The sequence below is a fragment of the Amycolatopsis silviterrae genome (assembly GCF_042684085.1).
GTDB lineage: Bacteria > Actinomycetota > Actinomycetes > Mycobacteriales > Pseudonocardiaceae > Amycolatopsis > Amycolatopsis silviterrae.
On the sequence record NZ_JBHUKS010000040.1, the window covers coordinates 21,599 to 44,614 of the forward strand.

A 23,016-nucleotide genomic window follows, 5' to 3' on the forward strand; every position below is an offset into this window, starting at 1 on the left:
GTGTCGTCGGCGCACGAGGACGCCCGCAGCCCGCTCACCGCCGCGCAGGAGGGCGTCTGGTTCGGGACCCGGCTCGATCCGTCGAGCCCGGCGTACCACACCGGCGAGTACCTGGAAATCCACGGAGAGCTGGACGTCGAAGCCTTCCGCACAGCGGTGCGCACGGCGATGTCGGAGGCGGACGGGCTGACTGTCCTTTTCGGACCCGGCCCGTCGGCCCGTCCGGGCGCGGCGGCGGTGCCTGAGCTGGCAGTCGTGGAGGTGGACGGCGATCCGGAACCGCTGATGCGGGCCGAGTTGGCGACCCCGCGCGATCTCGGCACCGGGCCGCTGGTGACGCAGATCCTTTACCGGCGGCCGGGAAACCGGTACTCCTGGTTCTTCGGCTGCCACCACATCCTGCTCGACGGTTACGGCTTCGGGCTGGTCCAGCGGCGGGTGGCGGAGGTCTACACCGCGCTGACCGCCGGTGCGGAGGCCGGGGAGAGCCCGTTCCGGCCGATGGCGGCGTTGCTGGAGCAGGACGTCGCCTATCGCGCGTCCGACCGCTTCGCCGCCGACCGTCGCTTTTGGACAGACCACCTCGCCGGGCTGCCGGAGCTGCCCGCCGCGGCCCCGGCGTCGCACGACTTCCTGCGGGAACACACGACGGTGCCGGACTTCGCCGCGCTTTCCGCGCTGGCGAAAGACCTCGGCACCGGCTGGACCGAGGTCGTCATCGCCGCGACCGCGCTGTACCTGCACCGCGTCTCGGGCGCCCCGGAGATCGTGCTCGGCCTGCCGGTGATGGGCCGGCTCGGCCCGGCCGCGCGCATCCCCGCGACGACGGTGAACGTGCTGCCGCTGCGGGTCCCGGTCGTTCCGTCGGACACGGTGGCCGAACTGGTCGCGGCCGTGGCGGCCGAGCTGAAGACGACCCGCCCGCACCATCGCTACCGCGGCGAGGACGTCCGCCGCGACCTCGGGCGGCTCGGGTCCCGGCGGCTCGTCGGGCCGTGGATCAACATCAAGCCGTTCCCGACGGAGCTGTCCTTCGGCGGGCTGCGCGCGACGACGCATTACCTGGCGGCGGGACCGGTCGACGACCTGACCTTCACCGTGCAGGGCCTGCCCGGGGACGCGGGGCTCGTCCTGGACGTCGACGCCAACCCCGCGGTGCACGACGCCGAAGGCCTCAACCGGCACACCACCGGATTCGCCGCCGTGCTCTCCGCGCTGGGCCAAGCCGCTCCCGGCACGCCAGTCGGCCGCTTCGACGTGACCGCGGACGTGCCCGGCGCGCTCGCGGCGGGCCGGACGGAGCCGACCTCGCACGACAGTTTCGCTCTGCTGCGCGAGATTCCGCGCGGTGCGGGCATCGCGGTGGAGGACGCGACCTCGCGGCTCACGTACGCCGAGCTGCACGACCGCGCCGACCGTCTGGCGGCCCGGTTGATCGCGGAAGGCGTCCGCCTGGGCGACCTCGTCGCGGTCCGGCTGCCCCGGGGCACCGGGCTGGTCGTGGCGTTGCTCGCGGTGCTCAAGAGCGGTGCCGCGTATCTGCCGGTCGACCCGGGATTTCCCGCCGAGCGCGTGGAGTTCATGCTCGACGACGCGGGTCCGGTGCTGGTCGTCGATGCGGACTGGCTGGGCGCGGAGGAGCTGCCCGAGCCGGTCGCGCTGCCGGACGTTCCGGCCGACGCACCCGCTTACGTGCTCTACACGTCGGGCTCGACCGGCCGTCCCAAGGGCGTGGTCGTCACCCGCCGCAACCTCGGCAACCTGCTGGCCTCGCTGCGCGAGCGGTTCGCTTTCGGCCCGCAGGACCGGTTCCTGGCGGTCACGACGATCAGCTTCGACATCGCCGCGCTGGAGCTGTTCCTGCCTCTGCTCGACGGCGCGACGGTCGTGCTGGCGGAGTCCGCCGACGTGCGCGACCCGGCCCGGCTGGCGGGGCTGCTGGACGGGGTCACCGCGATGCAGGCCACGCCATCGCTGTGGCAGGCGCTCGCCGAGTCGGTTCCCGAGGCGTTGCGCGGCGTCCGGGCGCTGGTCGGCGGCGAGGCGTTGCCGCCTGCGTTGGCGAAGCTGCTTGTCCGGAGCACCGCTGAGGTCACCAACCTGTACGGACCGACCGAGACCACGATCTGGTCTACCGCCAGTGAAATCGACGCGGCGGGTGCACAGCGGCCGTTGATCGGGCGTCCGCTGCACAACACCCACGCCTATGTCCTCGACGCGGCACTGCGGCCGGTGCCGCCCGGTGCGACCGGCGAGCTGTACCTGGCCGGTTCGGGCGTCGCGCTGGGCTATCTCGGCCGTGCGGGGCTGACCGCGTCGCGGTTCGTGGCCAATCCGTACGGCAGCGGGCGGATGTACCGCACCGGCGACCTCGCGCGCCGGACCGCCGACGGCGCCCTCGAGTGTCTCGGCCGAACCGACCACCAGGTCAAGGTCCGCGGTTTCCGGGTCGAGCTGGGCGAGATCGAAGCCGTTCTCGGCCGCGCGCCGGGCGTCGGGCACTGCGCGGTGGTCGCCGTCGGCGCCGGGCTGGCCGGGTACTACGTGCCGACCGGCGACATCGGCGACCTGCGCGCCGAGCTGGCCCGGCACCTGCCGGACTACATGGTGCCCGGCCTGCTCGTCGCTGTGCCCGAATTGCCGTTGACCCCCAACGGAAAGGTCGACCGGCTCGCGCTGGCCGCCCGCACGCACACCGGCTCCGGCACCGCCGCGGCGGACCCGAGGACGGCCCGGCTGAGCGAGCTGTTCGCCGATGTTCTCGGCGTCCCCGGATTCGGCCCGGACGACGATTTCTTCCGCTTCGGCGGGCACTCCCTGCTCGCTCTGCGGCTGAGCACGCGCCTCGGCGCCGAGTTCGGCGTGGACGTCCCGATCGCCGCGATCTTCGACGCCCCGGCCCCCGCCGAGCTGGCCGGACGGCTGACCGGGCTCGCCCCGGCGCGTCCGGAAGTGCCGGTCGCGGCGAGACCGGATCGCCTGCCGTTGTCGGCCGGGCAGCGACGGCTGTGGCTGCTGCAGTCCCTGTCCGGCCCGGACAGCGCGGCGTATAACCTCCCGCTGAGCGTGCGCCTTCGCGGCGACCTCGACCGCGACGCGCTGCGGGCCGCGCTCGACGACGTCGTCGCCCGGCACGAGCCGCTGCGCACCGTCTACCACGAGACCGATGGTGAGCCGTGGCAGGAAGTCCTTGCGCCGCAGCCGGTTCCGTTCACCGTGCTGCCTGCGGAGGCGGCTGAGCGGATCACCGACCTCAGCCGCCGGCCGTTCTCGCTCGCGGACGAACTGCCGATCCGCGCGGCCCTGATCGTCCTCGGCGACGCCGACCACGTCCTGCTGGTCACCGTGCATCACATCGCCACCGACGAGTGGTCGCTGCGGCCGTTGCTGGCCGACCTCGAAACCGCTTACGCCGCCCGGGCCGCCGGTCACGCTCCACAGTGGACTCCGCTGCCGGTGCAGTACGCGGATTACGCGCTGTGGCACCGCTCGCTGCCGGTCGACCTGGACTTCTGGGCCGCCGAACTCGACGGCCTGCCCGACGAGATCGCGGTCCCGAGCGGGCGGACCCGCCCGCCCCGCCCGTCCGGCGAGGGCATCGTTCTCGACCTGGCCGTCCCGGAGCTGCCGAGGATCCGGGAACTGGCCGCCGAAACCGGCACCAGCGTGTTCATGGTGCTGCACGCCGCGTTCGCCGCCGTGCTGGCGCGGTGCGGCGCGGGAGACGACGTCCCGATCGGCGTGCCGGTGGCCGGACGCGCCGCCGAAGCCCTCGATCCGCTGGTCGGCTTCTTCGTGAACACCGTCGTGCTGCGCACCGACCTGTCCGGGCGTCCGACGTTCCGCGAGCTGCTGGCCCGCGTCCGCCGCACCGGCCTCGCCGCGCTGGCGCACGACGACGTCCCGTTCGACGAGGTCGTCGACCGGCTCGCCCCGCCGCGCTCGACGTCGCGGCATCCGCTGTTCCAGGTGCTGTTCGCCTACCGCAACACCCCGGCCGGGACCGGCCGGTTCGCCGGGCTGGCCGCGGAAACCGAACTGGTGCCCACCGCGACCGCGAAGTTCGACCTGACCCTCAACGTCACCGAAACCGGCGGCGGGCTCAGCGGCTTCCTCGAGTTCGCCCGCGACCTGTTCGAGCCGGACGAGGCCGCGTTGTTCGCCGACCGGTTCGCCCAGGTCCTCGGCGACCTGCTGGCCGCGCCCGACGAACCGGTGGCCGCGCTCGACGTCCGGCTGCCCGGAGAGCGGCTCGTCCCGGACACCGGCCACGCGCTGCCGGACCTGACCCTGACCGCGCTGCTGGAGCAGGCGTTCGCCGAGCACGCCGACCGCGAAGCGCTGGCTTTCCGCGGTTCGCGGCTCAGCTACCGCGACCTCGACGACCGCACCGCGCGGCTGGCGGCGGCCCTGCAGGACCGCGGCGTCGGGCCGGAATCGGTGGTCGCCGTCGTGCTGCCGCGTTCGCTGGAGCTGGTGCTCGCGCTGGTCGCGGTGCTGCGCGCCGGTGCCGCCTACCTGCCGGTCGACCCGGAACAGCCGGCCGAGCGGATCCGCGAGCTGCTCGCCGACGCCGCTCCCGCCGCCGTCCTCACCGCCGACGTCCTCCCGGCGGCGGACGGACTCCGCCGCGCGCCGGTGGAGCCGGGCAACGCGGCTTACCTGATCTACACCTCGGGTTCGACCGGCCGTCCCAAGGGCGTGCTGGTCGAGCACCGCGCGATCGTGAACCGATTGCTCTGGATGCGCGAACGCTACGGCTTCGGCGCGGGCGACCGGGTGCTGCAGAAGACCCCGGCCACGTTCGACGTTTCGGTGTGGGAGTTCTTCCTCCCGCTGATCAGCGGTGCCGCGCTGGTCGTCGCGGAGCCCGGGGACCACCGCGATCCGGAGCGCCTCGCCGCGCTGATCGAGGCCGAGCGGGTCACGACTGTCCACTTTGTCCCGTCGATGCTGGCCGCCTTCGTGGCGGCCGGGGTGCTCCACGACCTCCGTTCGGTGCGCCGGGTGTTCTGCAGCGGCGAGGCGCTGCCCGCCGATCTGGTCCCGCGAGCGCGGGAGGTGTTCGCCGCGCCGCTGCACAACCTCTACGGCCCGACGGAGGCCGCCGTGGACGTCACCGAATGGGACACCTCAGCGGAGGAGGGCGTCCGGCCGGTGCCGATCGGCGTGCCGGTCTGGAACACCGGGGCGCACGTGCTCGACGCCGGGCTGCAGCCGGTGCCGAACGGCGTCGCGGGGGAGCTGTACTTGTCGGGGGCGCAGCTCGCCCGCGGCTATCGCGGCCGCGCGGCGCTGACCGCCGAGCGGTTCGTCGCGGCTCCGGACGGCGGACGGCTCTACCGCACCGGCGACCTGGTGCGCCGCCGCGCAGACGGGGCGCTCGACTACCTCGGCCGCACCGACCATCAGGTCAAGATCCGCGGCCAGCGCATCGAACCGGGCGAGATCGAAGCGCGGCTCGCGGCCCTGCCCGGGGTCGACGCCGCCGTGGTCGTCGCGCGTGACGGACGGCTGATCGCCTACTGCGTGCCCGAAACGGTCTCCGGCGCGCTCACCGAGCTGAGCCGCGTGCTGCCGGCCGCGATGGTGCCGTCGGTGCTGGTGCCGCTGCGCGAGTTTCCGGTGAACCGCAACGGAAAGCTCGACCGGGCCGCGCTGTCCGAGCCGCCGGGGGAGACGGCCGCGCTTGTCGCACCACGGGATGCGCGGGAAACCGCGGTCGCCGCCGCGTTCGCCGAGGTCCTGGGGTTGGCCGAGGCCGGGGCGGACACCGGGTTCTTCGCTGCGGGCGGCGACAGCATCCTGGCCATCCACCTGGTCGCCGCCCTGCGCCGGGCCGGGCTGACCGTCTCGCCGCGCGACGTCGTGGAAGCTGCGACGGTGGCCGGTCTCGCCGCCCGCGCGGTCGAGTCCGCCGCGCCCGTGGTGTCCGTCGACCGGGCCGGGCCGGTAGCCCCGACCCCGATGGTGCGCTGGCTGCTCGGCCGAGGCGGCCCGATCGACCGCTACAGCCAGGCGGCGCTGTTGTCCGTGTCCACGCCCGATGTACCGGCATTGCTGGCCCGGTTGGTAGCCCGGCACGACTTCCTCCGCGCCCGGCTGACCGGCGACACTCTGGAGATCGGCGAACCGCGCGAGGTCCCGCTGCGCTCGGTGCCCGCGGACGCCGACCCGAACGCCGAGCTGGCCCGGGAAGCCGCCGCGCTCGACCCGCGTGGCGGGGTGGTGCTGCGGGCGGTCCGGATCGGGGCCGACCGGTTGCTGCTGGTCGCGCATCACCTGGTGATCGACGCGGTGTCGTGGTCGGTCATCGCGGCCGACCTGGCCGAGGGGGTGCCGGACCGCCCGGCGGACTTCGCCGCCCGGCCGTGGGCGGCCGCGCTGGCCGCCGACGAGACCGAGGTGCCGTTCTGGGCCGAGATGGCCGGGGGCACCAGCGTCGAGCTGCGCACCGGCCCGGTCGGCGAACTGCGGCACGTGGTCACGGAGGTGCCCGCCGAGCTGGTCTCCGGGATCGCGGGCGCGTTCCACACCGGCGTCCGCGAGGTCGTGCTGGCCGCGCTCGGCCTTGCCGCGCGCGAGGTCTGGGGCGAAACCGCGCTGCGGGCCGATCTGGAGGGCCACGGCCGCGACGGCGTCCCGGGCGCCGACACCGCCGTGGGCTGGTTCACCAGCCTGTACCCGGTGCGCGTCGATCTCGGTGGCACTCCGGAGCAGATCCTCAAGCGGGTCAAGGAAACTCTCGCCGCGGTCCCGGGTGACGGCACCGGGTACGGCCTGCTGCGCGACCGGGTGCCCGGAGCGCCGCGGCCGTTCCTGGTGAACCATCTCGGAACTGCCCGTCCCGAGCAGCTGCCTGGGCTGGACTTCCTGGCCGGCGGCGTCGATCCGGAACTCGGCGCGAGCCATCCGGTCGAGGTGTCCACGCTGCTGGCGGACGGGATGCTGAAGGCGCGCTGGTCGTCCGTGCCGGACGTCGACCTCGACGCGCTGCTCGCGGCGTGGCGGCGTGCGCTCACCGCACTGACCGAAGGTGGCGGATACACCCCGTCTGACTTCCCGCTCGTCCGGCTCAGTCAGTCCGAAGTGGACGGCCTCGGCACGGTCGAGGACGTTCTCCCGGTCACCCCGCTGCAGGCCGGATTGCTGGCGCAGGACGACGAAACCGACGTCTACACCGTGTTGCTGGCCTTCGATCTCGACGGCGATCTCGATCCGGCCCGGCTGCGGGTGGCCGCCGAGGACCTGGTCCGCCGCCACGCCGCGCTGCGGGCGGAGTTCCACCTGCGCGCTGAAGGCGACCCGATCCAGGTCATCCGCCCGGCACCGGAATTGGACTGGCAGGACGGCGAAATCGCCGAAGAGGACTTCCGCCGGGCCCGGTTCGACCTGAGCCGCGCGCCGCTGATCCGCTTCGCGCTGACCCCCGGCCGTCGGCTCCTGGTGTGCCATCACCACATTCTCCTCGACGGCTGGTCCTCGCTGGCCCTCGCGCGCGAACTCTTCGCGACCTACGCCGGGGCGAAACCCCCGTCCCGGCGGCCGCATCGCGACCAGTGGCTGTCCACAGTGGACCACGAGGCCGACCGGGCCGCCTGGACGGAAGCGCTCGCCGGGCTCGACGAACCCACCCTGCTCGCCCCCGACGTCCGCGCTCCGCAGTGGCCGGAACACCTCGACCGCACTCTCGACGCGGACGTGACCGCGCGCGTCACAGCACGCGCCCGCGAACTCGGCTGCACGGTGAACACCCTGGTCCAGGCCGCCTGGGCGATCCTGCTGGGCAGGCTCACCGGCCGCGCCGACGTCGTGTTCGGCACCACCGTCTCCGGCCGCCCCGCCGACCTGCCGGGCAGTACCGAGATGATCGGGCTGTTCATCAATACGCTCCCGGTGCGGATCGCCCTCCGCTCCGGCGAACCGGTCAGCGACCTGCTGGCCCGCGTGCTGCGCGAGCAGGCCGCCCTCCTGGACCACCATCGGATCGGCCTCGGCGAACTGCAGCGGATCGCGGGCATCGGCACGCTGTTCGACACCCTCGTCGTGGTCGAGAACTACCCGGCGGACACCGGCTGGGACGCCGGGCCCGGCCTGCGCGTCACGGGCGGTCCGCCGGTCGACGCCACGCACTATCCGGTCACGCTGATCGTCGCGCCCGAAGAAGAGCTGTACGTCGGAGTCAAGTACCAGCCCGGTTTCGGGGCGCGGCAGGCGGCGGAACTGCTCGACCGGTTCGTGCGAGTCCTGCTGGACGTCGTGGCCGACCCGGCGGCCCCGGTTGGCTCGCTCGGCATCACCGACGAGAGCGAACGCGCCCTGGTCGTCACGGAGTTCAACGACACCGGCGACATCGACACGCGCGGGACGCTCGCCGACGCGTTCCGCGCCCAGGCCCGCCGGACCCCGGACGCGATCGCCGTCACCGACGACCACACCCAGCTGACCTACGCCGAACTGGACGCGGCCGCCCGAGGCCTGGCCGGGGCGCTCGTGGCGCGGGGCGTCGGCGCGGAGTCCGTCGTCGCGCTGGCGCTGCCGCGGTCGGCGCAGCTGATCGTCGCGATGCTCGCCGTGCACAAGGCCGGCGGCGCCTACCTGCCGATCGACCTCGCCCATCCGGCCGAACGGGTCGCGGGCGTGCTCGCCGAGGCCCAGCCAGTCCTGATCCTCACCACTGACAAGCACTACGACGGTTTCGAGCACCTGTCCCTGACCGGATTCGAGCCGTGCGACGCCGAGGTCGCGGTACAGCCGGGCAACGCGGCCTACGTCATCTACACCTCGGGTTCGACCGGCCGTCCGAAGGGCGTGGTTGTCGCGCACGAGAGCGTCCTGCGGCTGGTCGAATGGGGGCACCGGGCTTTCGGCACCGAAGGACTTTCCCGGGTGCTCGCGGCGACCCCGGCGACCTTCGACGTGTCCGTGTTCGAGATCTTCGCGCCGCTGCTGAACGGCGGCCGGATCGACGTCGTGCCCGACGTGCTCGCGCTGGCCGACGCCCCGGCGGGCGAACGGCTCAGCCTGGTCTGCGCGGTGCCGTCGGCGGTCGCCGGGGTCTTCGCGCAGCACCTGTCCGGCCTCGAAGTCGGCACGTTCGCGCTCGCGGGCGAGGCGTTGTCGGCGGATCTCGTGCGGTCCATCCGCGCCGCCGCGCCTGAGGCGAACCTGGTCAACATCTACGGCCCCACCGAGGCCACGGTCTACGCGACCAGCTGGCCGGTCGCCGACGGCGAGCGGGTGCTGATCGGCGCGCCGCTGCCCGGCTGCCGCTGCTACGTGCTCGATCGCGACCTCAACCCGGTGCCGCCGGGCGTCGCGGGCGAGCTGTACCTCGCGGGCGGCCTGGCCCGCGGCTACCTCGGCCGCCCCGGGCTGACCGCCGAGCGGTTCGTCGCGAACCCCTATGGCGGCGGCCGGATGTATCGCACCGGCGACCTCGCCCGCTGGACCGAAGACGGCCAGCTCGACTACCTCGGCCGCGCCGACCACCAGGTCAAGGTGCGCGGTTTCCGGATCGAGCTGGGCGAGATCGAGCACGTCCTCGCCGCCGCCCCGGGAGTCACCGGCGCGGCGGTCGCGGCTCGCGGGAACACGCTGACCGGCTATGTCACCGGACTGTCCACTGTAGACCTGAAAGCGCACTGCGCGGACCGGCTGCCGTCCTACATGGTGCCGTCGGCGATCGTCGTGCTGGACCGGTTCCCGTTGACTCCCAGCGGAAAGCTTGACCGGGCGGCGCTGCCCGAACCCGTCGCGCGGGTGACCGAGTCCGTGGCGAGCAGTCCGGCAGCGGCCGTCTTCGCGGGCATCTTCGCCGAGGTCCTGGACCTGCCCTCGGTGGGGGAGCAGGACGACTTCTTCCGCCTCGGCGGCGACAGCATCCTGTCGCTGCGCGTGGTCGGCCGCGCCCGGGCGGCCGGGCTGGCGGTCCGCGCCCGCGACGTGGTCGAACTCGGCACGCCCTCGGCCCTGGCCGAGCGGATCGGCGCGGTCGAAGCCGAACTCCCGGCCGAGGAGCCCGCCGAGATCGCGCGCACGCCGATCATGGCGTGGGCGGCCGAACGCGGCGGCGACCTCGACCGGTTCGCCCAGTGGCTCGTCGTCACGACCCCGGCCGGGCTGGACGACCTCCAGGACCGGCTTGACGACCTCTTCGCGCGGCATCCGGAACTCGGCACCCGCGGGATGGCGCCCGGCCGTACGAGCGCGCCGAAGGTGCGGGTGGTCGAGGACCTGACCGGCGAACGCGAACGCGCACTGTCCGAATTGGACATCGAGGCCGGGGTCCTGTTCCGCGCGGTGTGGTGCCCGCCGGAACGGAAGCTGCTGCTGGTGGCCAACCACCTCGTGGTCGACGGTGTTTCCTGGCGGATCATCCTGGACGACCTCGCTGGCTCTCCGGCAGCGCCGAGCAGCAGTTTCGCCCGCTGGGCAAGGGAAGCCGTCCGGGTCGAAGCCGATCCAGCGGCGTGGCGGGCGTTCCTGGACCGGCCGGTGCCCCGGCTCGGCCGCCGTCCGGCCGGCCCGGCGGACCTGGTCGGCGGGGCGGCGAAGTTCGTCGTCGAGCTGCCCTGGGCTGGGCTGTCCGACGTCGCGGTGCGGGCGCACGGCACGGTGCAGGACGTCCTGCTCGCCGCGCTGGTGACCGCGGCCGGGCAGCCGCTGCTGGTGGCCGTCGAGGGACACGGCCGCGTCGATCTGGGTCTCGATGTCTCCCGGACGGTCGGCTGGTTCACCTCGCGCTATCCCGTCCCGCTCGACCCGGCCGGGGACCCGGTCGCGACGCTCAAGGGCGTCAAGACCGCCGTCCGCGGCCTGCCGGGCGGCGAGCTGGCCGGTCCGCAGTACGGCAAGCTGCGCTATCTCGACCGGGTGCCGGGCCTGCCGGAGCCGGAGGTCGGCTTCAACTACCTCGGCCGGTTCACCGGCGGCGACGGCGACTGGACGGTGGCCGAGCCGATGGGCGGGCACGCCGATCCGTCGACGGCGGTCGCGGCGGCGCTGGAGATCAACGCCTCGGCCGACGGCGACGTCCTGCGCGCGTCCTGGGCGTATGTCCCCGGCGTCCTTCCGGAACCGGAGGTGCGCGCGCTGGCCGAACGGTGGCAGCGCGCCGTCGCCGATCTCGTGGACGCGGTGCGCGAGCCGTTCCACACCCCGTCGGACTTCCCGCTCGCCGAGCTGAGCCAGTCCGATGTGGACGAACTCGGCGCCGTCGAGGACGTCCTGCCGCTGACGCCGCTGCAGACCGGCTTGCTGTTCCTCAGCGACTACGAAGCCGCCGGACCCGACCCGTACCTGATGCAGTTGCGGCTGGAGTTCGGCAGCCCGGTCGACGGCGAACGGATGCGCCGTGCGGCGGCCGCGCTGCTGGCCCGGCACGCCGCCCTGCGCGCGGGCTTCCGGCACACGGCTTCGGGCGTGCCGGTCCAGTTCGTCCCGGCCGCGCTCGAACCCCGCTGGGCCGAACATCCCGGCGGCGACGTCGAAGCACTGGCCGCCGCCGAACTGGCCGACCGGTTCGACCCCGCCGACCCGCCGCTGCTGCGGCTCGCCCTGGTCGACCGCACGCTGCTGCTCACGGCGCACCATCTGCTGTACGACGGCTGGTCCGGCCCGCTGCTCGTCGGCGACCTCCTGGAGGCCTACCGCCGGGACGGCGCGCCGACGCGGGTGTCGCGGCCGTTCCGCGACCATCTCGCCTGGCTGTCCACAAGGGACCACGAAGCCACCGAAAAGGCCTGGCGCACCGCACTGGACGGCGTCGAAGAGCCGACTCTGCTGGTTCCGGCCGCCGCCGGCGAGCGCATCGGACGCCGGTTCGAGACCGCGCTGCCGGACCTCACCCCGCTGCTGCGGGACGCCGGCCTGACGCTGACCAGCGTCGTCCAGGCCGCGTGGGGTCTCCTGCTCGGCCGGCTCACCGACTCCGACGACGTCGTGTTCGGCACGGTCGTCTCCGGCCGACCGGCCGAAGTGGACGGTGCCGACGCCGCGATCGGCCTGTTCGCCAACACCATCCCGGTCCGCGTCCGGATCGACCACGCCGAATCGCTGCGCGCCCTGGCCGCCAGGATCCAGGCGGAGCAAGCGGTTCTGCTGGGCCATCAGCACGCGGGCCTCGGCGACCTCCAGCGCATCACCGGCACCGGCGAGCTGTTCGACACGCTCCTCGTCGTCCAGAACTACCCGCTGGACCAGGCCGAGTCCGGCGACCTGCGCTCGGTGCGAGCCTCGGACGACACGCACTACCCGCTCGCGCTGGTCGTCGAGCCGGACGGGCGGATCACCTGGAAGTACGCGGAAAACGCGTTCGGCGCGGGCGAGGCCGAGCGGATCGCCGAGCGGTTCACCCAGCTCTGCCGCACGCTGCTCGCGCGGCCCGATCAGCTCGCCGGAGCGGTCGACGTGCTCTCCGCCGCCGAGCACGCGGAGCTGGCGGCGGCGAACGATACCGCTTGCGCCGTAACGGATCTGACGATCGCGCAGCTGTTCGCGCGAGTGGCCCAGACCGAGCAGCCCGCAGTGCTCGACGGCGGCACCACGCTCACTTACGCCGAGCTAGACCGCCGTTCGACCGCCCTGGCGCACGCGTTGGCCGAGCGGGGTGTCGGGCCCGAGGCTGTGGTGGGGGTCGAACTGCCGCGATCGGCGGACCTGATCGTCGCCCTGATCGCTATCCAGAAGGCGGGCGGCGTATACCTGCCGCTCGATCCGAACTATCCGGCCGAACGCCGCGCCGCCATGGTCGCCGACGCGAACCCGGTGCTGATCCTGCGCGACCTCGACCTGCCGCCGAGCGACCACCCGCTCTCGCCGGCGCCGTCGACCGCCGCCGGCGCGTACGTCATCTACACCTCCGGTTCGACTGGCCGCCCCAAGGGAACCCTGGTCAGCCACGCCGGGGTCGCCAGCCTGGTGCACACGATGACCGAGGCGTTCGGCACCGGCCCGGGAAGCCGGGTCCTGCAGTTCGCGTCGGTCAGCTTCGACACTTCGGTGTGGGAGCTGGGCATGGGCTTGCTCACCGGCGCGACGCTGGTGATCGTCCCCGACGACGAACGCGCGGGCGAACCCCTCGCGGCGTTCCTGCGCGAGCACCGCGTCACGCACGCGACGCTCCCGCCTGCCGCGTTGGCGTCGATCCGTCCCGAGCAGGTGCCGGACGACCTCGTCGTGATCGCCGCCGGGGAAGCGTGCCCGCCCGCGCTCGCCGCCGAATGGTCGGCGCAGCGCCGGATGTTTAACTCCTACGGCCCCACCGAGACCACAGTGGACATCACGCTGTGGGAGTGCGGGCCGGACGACGGCCCCGGCCCGGTGCCGATCGGCGGCCCGGTGCACAACACCGCCGTCTATCTGCTCGACCGGCGGCTGCGGCCGGTCCCGCCCGGCTCGGTCGGCGAGATCTACGCCGCGGGCACCGGTTTGGCGCGCGGCTATCTCGGCGCGCCCGGCCTGACCTCGACCCGGTTCGTCGCCGGACCGGACGGCACCCGGCTGTACCGCACCGGCGATCTCGCCCGCCGCCGCGCGGACGGCGCGCTGGTCTACGTCGGCCGGGCAGACCACCAGGTCAAGGTGCGCGGGTTCCGGATCGAGCTGGGCGAGGTCGAAGCCGTCCTGTCCGGCTGCCCGGGCGTGCGGCGGGTCGCGGTGCTCGCGCTCCCGGACGCACGCGGTGCCAAGCGGCTGGTGGCCTACGTCGTCGGCGAAGCGGATTTCGCGGACGTGCGCGCGGCCGCGCTGACGAAGCTGCCGGACCACATGGTCCCGGCGGTCTTCGTCGCGCTGCCGGAGCTTCCGCTGACCTCGCAAGGAAAACTCGACCGGCGAGCGCTCCCGGCCCCGCCGGAGCCCGCCGCGGCCGGCGACCTGACCGGCGCGAGCGAAACCGAACGCGTGCTCGCCGAAATCGTCGCGGACGTCCTGCGCCTGCCCTCGATCGGCCTCGACGACGACTACTTCGCGCTCGGCGGCGACAGCATCCTGTCGATCCAGGTGTCCGGCCGGGCCCGCGCGGCCGGGCTGGACGTCCGGCCCCGGGACCTCTTCGACCGCAAGACGGTGGCGAACCTCGCCGCACTGGCCGCGACGCGGATCCCGGCCGAAGCCGCCGCGCCGGAGATCGCCGCCGTCGGCTCGATGCCGCTCACGCCGGTCATGCACTGGCTGCGCGAACTCGACGGCCCGATCGCCCGCTTCAGCCAGGCCCAGCTCCTGGTCACCCCGCCCGGCCTGACCCTGGCCGAGCTGACCGGGCGCATCCAGGACGTCCTGGACCGGCACGACCTGCTGCGAGCCCGCCTGGCCGGATCGGCCCTGGAGGTGCCGCCACCCGGCACCGTCCGCGCCGAGGACGTGCTTTCGCTCGGCGAGCCGGACGTCGAGGCGGCCGCCGCGACGCTGGATCCCGAGCAGTACGGCCAGGTGCGGTTCGTCTGGCAGCACGACCGGCTCCTCGTCCTCGTCCACCATCTCGCGGTGGACGGCGTCAGCTGGCGCATCCTGCCCGCCGCGCTGGCCGGCGAACAGCCCGCGCCGGGCACGTCGTTCCGCGCCTGGGCGCACCGCCTCGCGGAAGCCGGGAAGAACGGCGAGTTCGCCGCGGAACTGCCGCACTGGCGCGCCACCCTCGCCGACGCCCCGGTCCCGCCCGGGCTCGGCGCACCCGATCCGAAGCTCGACCGCGTCGGCACGGCGAAACGCCTCCGCCGGGTCCTTCCGCCGGAGAAGACCGAACCGCTGCTGACCACCGTTCCCGCCGCCTACCGCGCCGGGGTCCAGGACGTCCTGCTCACCGCGCTCGCGCTGGCCGCGGCCAAGCACGGACCACGGGAACTGCTGGTGCAGCTGGAAGGCCACGGCCGCACCGAACTGCTCGACGGCGCCGACCTTTCCGGCACCGTCGGCTGGTTCACCACCGCCTATCCGGTCCGGTTGCGGCTGACCGGAGTCGACGTCGCCGACGCGCTGCGGGGCGGCGACGCGGCCGGGCGCGCGCTGAAGGCGGTCAAGGAACAGCTGCAGGCCGTGCCGGGGGAGCAGGGGCTCGGGTACGGGGTGCTGCGGTACCTCGATCCGTCCGCCAGCGCCGAACTCGCCGCCTTCGACCCGCCGCGGATCAGCTTCAACTACCTGGGCCGGTTCGATGCCCCGGAGCAACAACCGTGGGCGGCAGCGCCGGGCAGCACCGGCGTCGACGGCGCCACCGAACCGGAGCTGCCGATGGCACACGCGGTGGAAGTCACCGCGGTGGTCACCGGGCACGAGCTGACCGTCGACTGGACGTACGCCCCGGGCGCGGTCGCCGAGGCCGACGTCCGGGCACTCGCCGACGCGTGGGCCGACGCGCTCGCCGCACTCGCCGAACACACCGCGGGACCGGGCACGGGCGGGCACACCTCGTCCGACTTCGGCCTGGTTTCGCTGAGCCAGCAGCAGATCGACCTGCTCGAAGCGAAATGGGGGAAGGCATGACGCACGGGGGACTCGAGGACGTTCTCCCGCTCACACCGCTGCAGGAGGGCCTGTTCTTCCTGTCCTCTCTTGACCGGGAGGAGCGGGACGTCTACACCGTCCAGCTGCGTTTCGAGCTGGGCGGAGACGTGGACGCGGACCGGCTGCGCACGGCCGCGCAAGCCTTGCTGGACCGGCACGCGAACCTCCGCGTGGCGGTCACCGCGACCGGCGTCGAGCGGCCGGTGCAACTGGTGCTGCGCCGGGTCACGGTGCCTTTCGCGGAGGTCGCCGCGGCCGATCGCGCGGAAGCGGACGCGATCGCCGAAACCGACCGCGCGACCCGTTTCGATCCGGAAACCCCGCCGCTGCTGCGGTTCACCCTGGTCCGCCTCGGCGACGGCACGCACCAGCTCCTGCTGACCCACCATCACCTCCTGATGGACGGCTGGTCGGGTCCGCTGCTGGGCCGCGATCTGTTCACGCTCTACGCCTCCGCGGGCGATGCTTCGGCGCTGCCGCGCGTGCGTCCCTACCGCGACTACCTCGGCTGGCTCGCCGCGCAGGACAAGCCCGCCGCCCGCGCCGCCTGGCGGGCCGCACTGTCCGATGTGGACGGACCGACGCTGCTGGCGCCCGAAGGGAGCCGGTCGGCGGTGCCGGACCGGATCAGCCAGCGTCTGTCCATTGCGGACACCGAGAAACTGACCGCGTTCGCCCGGCGGCGCGGTATCACGCTCAACACGCTGATGCAGGCCGCCTGGGGCCTGGTGCTGGGCCGGGCCACTGGCCGCGCGGACGTCGTCTTCGGCGTCACCGTGCACGGCAGGCCCGCCGATCTGCCCGGCGCGCACGAGATGGTCGGCCTGTTCATCAACACCGTGCCCGCGCGCGTCACTGCGCGTCCGGCCGAGACCGCGGGCGCGTTCCTGAGCCGTGTCCAGTCCGAGCAAGCAGACCTCCTGGAGCACCAGCACCTCGGCCTCACCGAGATCCAGCAGCTCGCCGGCGGCCGCGACCTCTTCGACTGCCTCCTGGTGTTCGAGAGCTATCCCGTCGACCAGGACGAACTGGCCCGCACCCAGCGCGAAGCCGGGCTCGACGTCCGCTCGGTGACGACCGCCGACGCGGCGCACTACCCGGTCGGCCTCACCGTGATTCCCGGTCCCCGCCTCGAAATCGGCCTGTCCCATCGCGCCGATCTGGTGCCGGCGGAGCGGGCGGACCACCTGCTGCGCAGCGTCGTCACCACCTTGCTGGCCCTCGCGGACGACCCGGCGCGGCCGGTCGGGCGGCTGCCGCTGCTGCCGGACGACGTCGCCCGCACCGTGCTGCGCGACTGGAACGACACCGGTCACCCGGTGCCCGATACGACACTGCCGGAACAGTTCACGGACCGCGTCCGCCGGTCCCCGGACGCGCTGGCGGTGATCGCGGAGGACGGCTGGTGGACGTTCGCGGAGCTGGACCGGCGCGTCGCCCAGTACGCCGGGGTCCTCGCCGCGCACGGGGTCGGCGCGGGGGATCGCGTCGCCGTCGCGGTTCCAAGGTCGCCTGAGCTGATCGCGGCGCTGTACGCGGTGCACCGGCTCGGCGCGGTCTTCCTCGCCGTCGATCCCGGGCTGCCCGAGCAGCGGATCCAGTACCTCGTCGAGGATTCCGGGGCGACGCTGGTCGTCACGCCCGAAGTACTGGCGGAGCCCGCCGAACCGGTTTCCGGGACCACCGTGGTCTCCGGCGCGGCGTACGTGCTGTACACGTCCGGGTCGACCGGCCGTCCCAAGGGCGTGGTCGTCTCGCACGCGGCGATCGCCGCCAAGACCGCGTGGTTCGCGGCGGTCGTGCAGCCTGGCGACACGGACCGGATGCTGTTCAAAGCCCCGGTCTCCTTCGACGTCTTCCTGACCGAGGCGTTCTGGCCGGTGTACTCCGGACAGCCGGTCGTCCTCGCCCGGCCCGACGGGCACCGGGATCCCGCCTATCTGGCCGGTCTCATCGCTCGTGACGCGGTCACCGTCGTCAACTTCGTGCCGTCGATGCTCGGCGCGTTCCTCGCCGAACCGGCCGCCGCCACCGCGACGTCGCTGCGGCTGGTGACCGTCGGCGGCGAAGCCCTGCAGATCGATCACGTGCGGCGCACCCGCGAAATCCTGCCCGCCGCGACGCTGCTGAACCTCTACGGCCCGACCGAAACCACGGTCGACCTCGTCGCGTGGGACACCTCCGGCGAGGACGGCAGCCGCCCGGTCCCGATCGGGCGGCCGGTCCGGAACACCCGCGCCTACGTCCTCGACGCCGCCCTGCGCCCGGTCGCGCCCGGCGAACCCGGCGAGCTGTACCTCGCCGGACCGCAGTTGGCAGACGGCTACCTCGGCGCGCCCGGGCTCACCGCGGGCCGGTTCATCGCGAACCCCTTCGGCACGGGCCGGATGTACCGCACCGGCGATCTAGCCCGCTGGAACCCCGACGGCACCCTCGGCTATCTCGGCCGCACCGATCACCAGGTCAAAATCCGCGGCGTCCGCGTGGAACCCGGCGAGATCGAGCACGCATTGACCGCGCTGCCGGGCGTCCGCGACGCCGTGGTGACGCTCCGGGCCGGAGAACTGGCCGCGTACCTCACTCCGGGAACGGCCGACCCGGCGGCGGTGCGCGCGGAACTGGCGCGCACCCTGCCGTCCTACCTCGTGCCAGGGACGATCGTCGCGCTGGACGCCCTGCCGGTGACCGCGAACGGCAAGCTCGACGTCGCCGCGCTGCCCGACCCCGAGCGAGGGCCGGGCGGGGTGCGCCGGGAGCCGCGAACGGCGGCGGAACAGCTGATCACCGAACGGTTCGCCGCCGTGCTGGGCCGCTCGCGGGTCTTCACCGACGAGGATTTCTTTGCCCTCGGCGGGCATTCCCTGCTGGCCGTCAAGCTCGTCGCCGGGCTCAAGTCCGCGCTGCGCGTCGACCTGTCGCCGCGCACGGTGTTCGAACACCCGACGCCGGCCGCGCTCGCCGCCGCGCTGGCCGACGCCGACGCCGCCCGGCCACCGCTGACTCCGTTGCCACGGCCGGAATTCCCGCCGTTGTCGGCGTCGCAACGGCAGCTGTGGTTCCTCCACCGGGTCGACGGCCCTAATGCCACCTACAACCTGCCGCTGGTCTGGCGGATCCAAGGCCCGCTCGACGCCGACGCACTGCGCGCCGCACTCGCCGACCTCACCGCACGCCACGAAATCCTGCGGACCGTCTACCCGGACCGCGACGGCGTCCCGTACCAGCGGATCCTCGACCCGGGCCCGGTCGAGTGCCCGGTCGCCGACGTCGCCGAAGGTGGCCTCGCGGACCGGGTCGCCGAGCTGATCGCACGCCCGTTCGACCTGACCGCGGAGCCGCCGATCCGCCCAGCGCTGCTGCGTCTCGGCGCCGAGGACCACGTGCTGGTCCTGCTGCTGCACCACATCGCGGGCGACGAGTGGTCGTCGCATCCGCTGCGTCGCGACCTGTTCGCGGCCTACCAAGCCCGGCTCGGCGGAACCGCTCCGCAATGGCCGCCGCTGCCGGTGCAGTACGCCGACTTCGCGGTGTGGCAGAAGGAAAACGAGCCGTCGGCGGAGTACTGGCTGAAGGAGCTGGCCGGGCTCCCGGAGCTGCTGGACCTGCCCGCCGACCTGCCGCGTCCGCCAGTGGCCGGGCAGCACGGCGGCGCGGCCGAGTTCGAGTTGCCCGCCGAAACGACCGCGCGCCTGCGGGAACTGGCCGCGCAGACCGGCACGACGCAGTTCATGGTCGCGCACGCCGCGGTCGCCGCCCTGCTGCACCTCGCCGGGGCCGGGGACGACATCCCGCTCGGCACCCAGGTCGCCGGACGCTCCGACAGCGCGCTGGACGAGCTGGTCGGGTTCTTCACCAACACCATCGTGCTGCGCACCCGCGTCGGCGGAAGCCCCGCGTTCCGCACGCTCCTGGACCGCGTCCGCGAGACGGACCTGGCTGCCTTCGAGCACCAGGACGTGCCCTTCGACCGGCTCGTTGACCAGCTGCGCCCGCAGCGCTCGACCGCGCATCACCCGCTGTTCCAGGTCGGCGTCGCCTACCAGCACGCCGACGCCGGGGACGAACGGCACGGCGAGCTGACCCTGTCGCCATACCGTTTTCCGTTCCCGGTGGCCAAATTCGACCTCGAGTTCGAGTTCGCCGACCTCGGCGACCGCGTGACCGGCGCGGTGCTGCACCGCACCGACCTGTTCACCCCGGCGGCCGCGCGCCGGCTCGCCGACGGCCTGGTCCGGCTGCTCGCCGAGGCAGCGGCCGACCCGGACCGCCCGATCACGTCCGTCGACCTGCTGTCCCTGGCCGACCGTGACCGTCTGCTCGGCTTCGGGCGGGGCGCGGCGGCACCCGGCCGCCGTTCCATCGCGGAGCTGTTCGCGTCCGCCGTGGCCCGTTTCCCCGACCGCACAGCGGTTTCCGGCTTGACTTATCGCGACCTGGACGCACGAAGCTCCGAACTGGCCGCGCGGCTCGGCACCCGCTCTGGCGAGCGCGTGCTCGTCCAGCTGCCTCGCGGGGCGGACGCCGTCGTGGCGTTCCTGGCCGTGGCCAAAACCGGTGCCACTTACCTGCCGCTCGCGGTCGATGTCCCGGCCGCCCGGCGGGACGAGATCGTCGCCGACGCGCGCCCGATCGCTGAGATCACCGCCGACGGCGTGCGGACGCTGGGCGAGTCCTGTCCCGCCGCGCCCGGCGCATACCTGATCTACACGTCCGGCTCGACCGGTCGCCCCAAGGGCGTGCTGGTCTCGGACGCCGGGATCGAGAGCCTGGTCCACACCGCCGTGCACACCTACGGCGCCGGGCCGGGCGCGCGAGTCCTGCAGTTCACCTCGCCCGCCTTCGACGTCTGGCTTGAAGAACTGGCGATGTCCGTGCTTTCCGGCGGCACGCTGTACATCCCGGAGGACGGCGAACGCCTCGGCGCGGCGCTGGGCGAGTTCGCCCGGCGGCACGACCTCACGCACGTCGATCTCCCGCCCGCCGCCCTCGCGACCCTCCCCGCCGGATCGCTGCCCGCGACGGCGACGATCGTGGTCGGCTCCGACGAAGTCCCCGCCGACCTGGTGGCCCGCTGGGCGCCCGCGCGCAAGCTGTTCAACGCCTACGGACCCACCGAAACCACCGTCAACGCGACGGTCTGGGCCTGCCCGGAACCGTTCGCCGGCCCCGTCCGCATCGGCCGCCCCGACACCGGGCGCGCGTTGTACGTGCTCGACGACTGGCTGCGGCCCGCGTACCAGGGCGAGCTGTACGTCGCCGGTGACGGCTTGGCGCTCGGCTACTGGAACGCGCCCGGGGCGACCGCGGAACGGTTCGTGGCCAACCCCTTCGCGCCCGGCCGGATGTACCGCACCGGCGACCGCGTCCGCTGGACCGAGGACGGCGAGCTGGCATTCCTCGGCCGCGCCGACACGCAGGTGAAAATCCGCGGCTTCCGCGTCGAACCGGCTGAGGCGGAGGCGGCGCTGACCGCCTTGCCGGAGGTCTCGATGGCCGCCGTCGTCGCGCGCGCGGACGGGGGACAGCGGCGGCTGGTCGGCTACGTTGTTCCGGCCGAGCTGGACGGCACCGAGCTGCGCCGTCAGCTCGGCGCGACGCTGCCGGAGTACCTGGTGCCGTCGGCGATCGTCGGGCTGAGCAGCCTTCCGCTCAACGCCAACGGGAAAATCGACCGGCGCGCACTGTCCACAGCGGACTGGGCCACCCCGCCCGAGACAGCGGGCCGGGCCGCCGAGACCGACGCGGAACGGGCCGTCGCGGTAGCATTCGGCGACGTGCTCGGCCTGCGCGAGGTCGACGTCGACACCGGCTTCTTCGCGCTCGGCGGCGACAGCATCTCGTCGATCCAGGTCGTCTCGCGGCTGCGTTCCGCGGGCTGGCGGATCACCGCGCGCCAGGTGTTCGAGCACCAGACGATCGCCGGGCTGGCCGCCGCGGCTGCCCCGCTCGAAGCCGAGCCGACCGTCGCGAACGGACAGTCGCAGGCGCTCGCCCCGTTGCAGGAGGGCCTGCTCTACCTCGACCAGCTCCAGCCCGGCGGCTACCTCGTGCAGCAGGTCTTCACCCTCTCCGGCGACCTCGACGCGGGTCTGCTGCGCCGGTGCCTGCACGCGATGCTGGAGCGCTACCCGAACCTGCGGGCCGGGTTCGTGTTCAGCGAGACGTCCCGGCCGGTCCAATTCGTGCCGGACCGCACCGATCTGCCGTGGCGCGAACTCGACCGGACCGAGGACGAGTTCGCCGCACTGCTCGAAGCGGACCGGGCCGCCGGGTTCGACCTCGCGAAACCGCCGCTGCTGCGCGCCGCCTGCGTGCGGTTCGCCGACGGCACCCACCGGCTGGTGCTCACGCACCACCACATCCTGATGGACGGCTGGTCCGGCCCGCTGTTCGGCCGCGAGCTGTTCCTGCTGTACGCGGCGGGCGGCGACCCGGCCGCGCTGCCCCCGGCCGCGGACTACGCCGGCTACCTCGGCTGGCTCGCCCGCCAGGACCGCGCGGCCACCGAGGAGGCCTGGCGCGCCGCACTGTCCGATGTGGACGGCCCGACGCTGGTCGGCGCGGCCGAAGGACCCGCCCGCGACCTCGTCGTCCCCCTCCCGCCGGAGCTGGCCGCGCTGGCCCGCGAGCACGGCACGACGCTCAACACCGTCGTCCAGGTCCTGTGGGCGCTCACCCTCGCCGCCGAGACCGGCCGCACCGACATCATGTTCGGCACCACCGTGCACGGCAGGCCCGCCGACCTCGACGGCGCCGACCGCATGATCGGGCTGTTCATCAACACCGTCCCGGTCCGCGTCCGGCTGCGGCCCGGCGAGCCCGTGGCCGCGCTGCTGGCCCGGGTACAGGCGGAGCAGGCGCGGCTGCTGGAGCACCAGCACGCCGGTCTCGCCGACATCCAGCGCGCGGCCGGCACCGGCGAACTGTTCGACACGCTCCTGGTCTTCGAGAGCTATCCGGTCGACGACGCCGCCCTCGCCGACGCCGAACGCCGGTCCGGCCTGACCGTCGCCGGTCTCTCCGAACGGGACGAGACGCACTACCCGCTCACGCTGCTCGTCGCGCCGGGCGAAACCCCGCTGCTGACCCTGCGGCACCGCCGGGACGTCACGCGCCTCGCCGCCCGGCTGCGCGCGGTCGCCGACTGGCTCGTCCGCGGCGGCGACGTGCCCACCGGCTTCCTCACCGCGGACGAGCGCCGGACCGTCGTGCACACCTGGAATGACACCGCCCGGGACGTCCCGCGCACGACGCTGCCCGCGCTGTTCACCGCACAAGCCGAGCGCAGTCCGGACGCCCTCGCGGTGGTCGACGGTGATCGCGAGTGGACGTACGCGGAGTTCGCCGCGCGGGTCCGCGAGCTGGCCGGTGCGCTGCGGGTCGAGCGGGGCGCGGTGGTCGCGGTGTCGCTGCCGCGGTCGGCGGAGCTGGTCGCCGTCCTGCACGCGATCCAGGCGTGCGGCGCGGCCTACCTGCCGATCGACCCGGACCTGCCCGCCGAGCGCATCGAGT

The 23,016-nt window shown here is 73.7% G+C and carries 2 protein-coding genes (1 of these 2 running past the window's edge); both read left to right on the forward strand.

What is annotated here, in order from left to right:
* On the forward strand, positions 1–15,483 hold the full coding sequence (locus ACFSVL_RS44875; RefSeq protein ID WP_378314016.1) for an amino acid adenylation domain-containing protein: 15,483 nt from the start codon (positions 1–3) through the stop codon (positions 15,481–15,483).
* A protein-coding gene (locus tag ACFSVL_RS44880; RefSeq protein ID WP_378314018.1) for a non-ribosomal peptide synthetase crosses the window boundary here: on the forward strand, positions 15,480–23,016 show its 5' portion. It continues 5,633 nt past the right edge of the window; 7,537 of the gene's 13,170 nt are visible here — the first part of the coding sequence; it begins with the start codon at positions 15,480–15,482; the stop codon falls past the right edge of the window. Before ACFSVL_RS44875 ends, ACFSVL_RS44880 begins: the two co-directional genes overlap by 4 nt.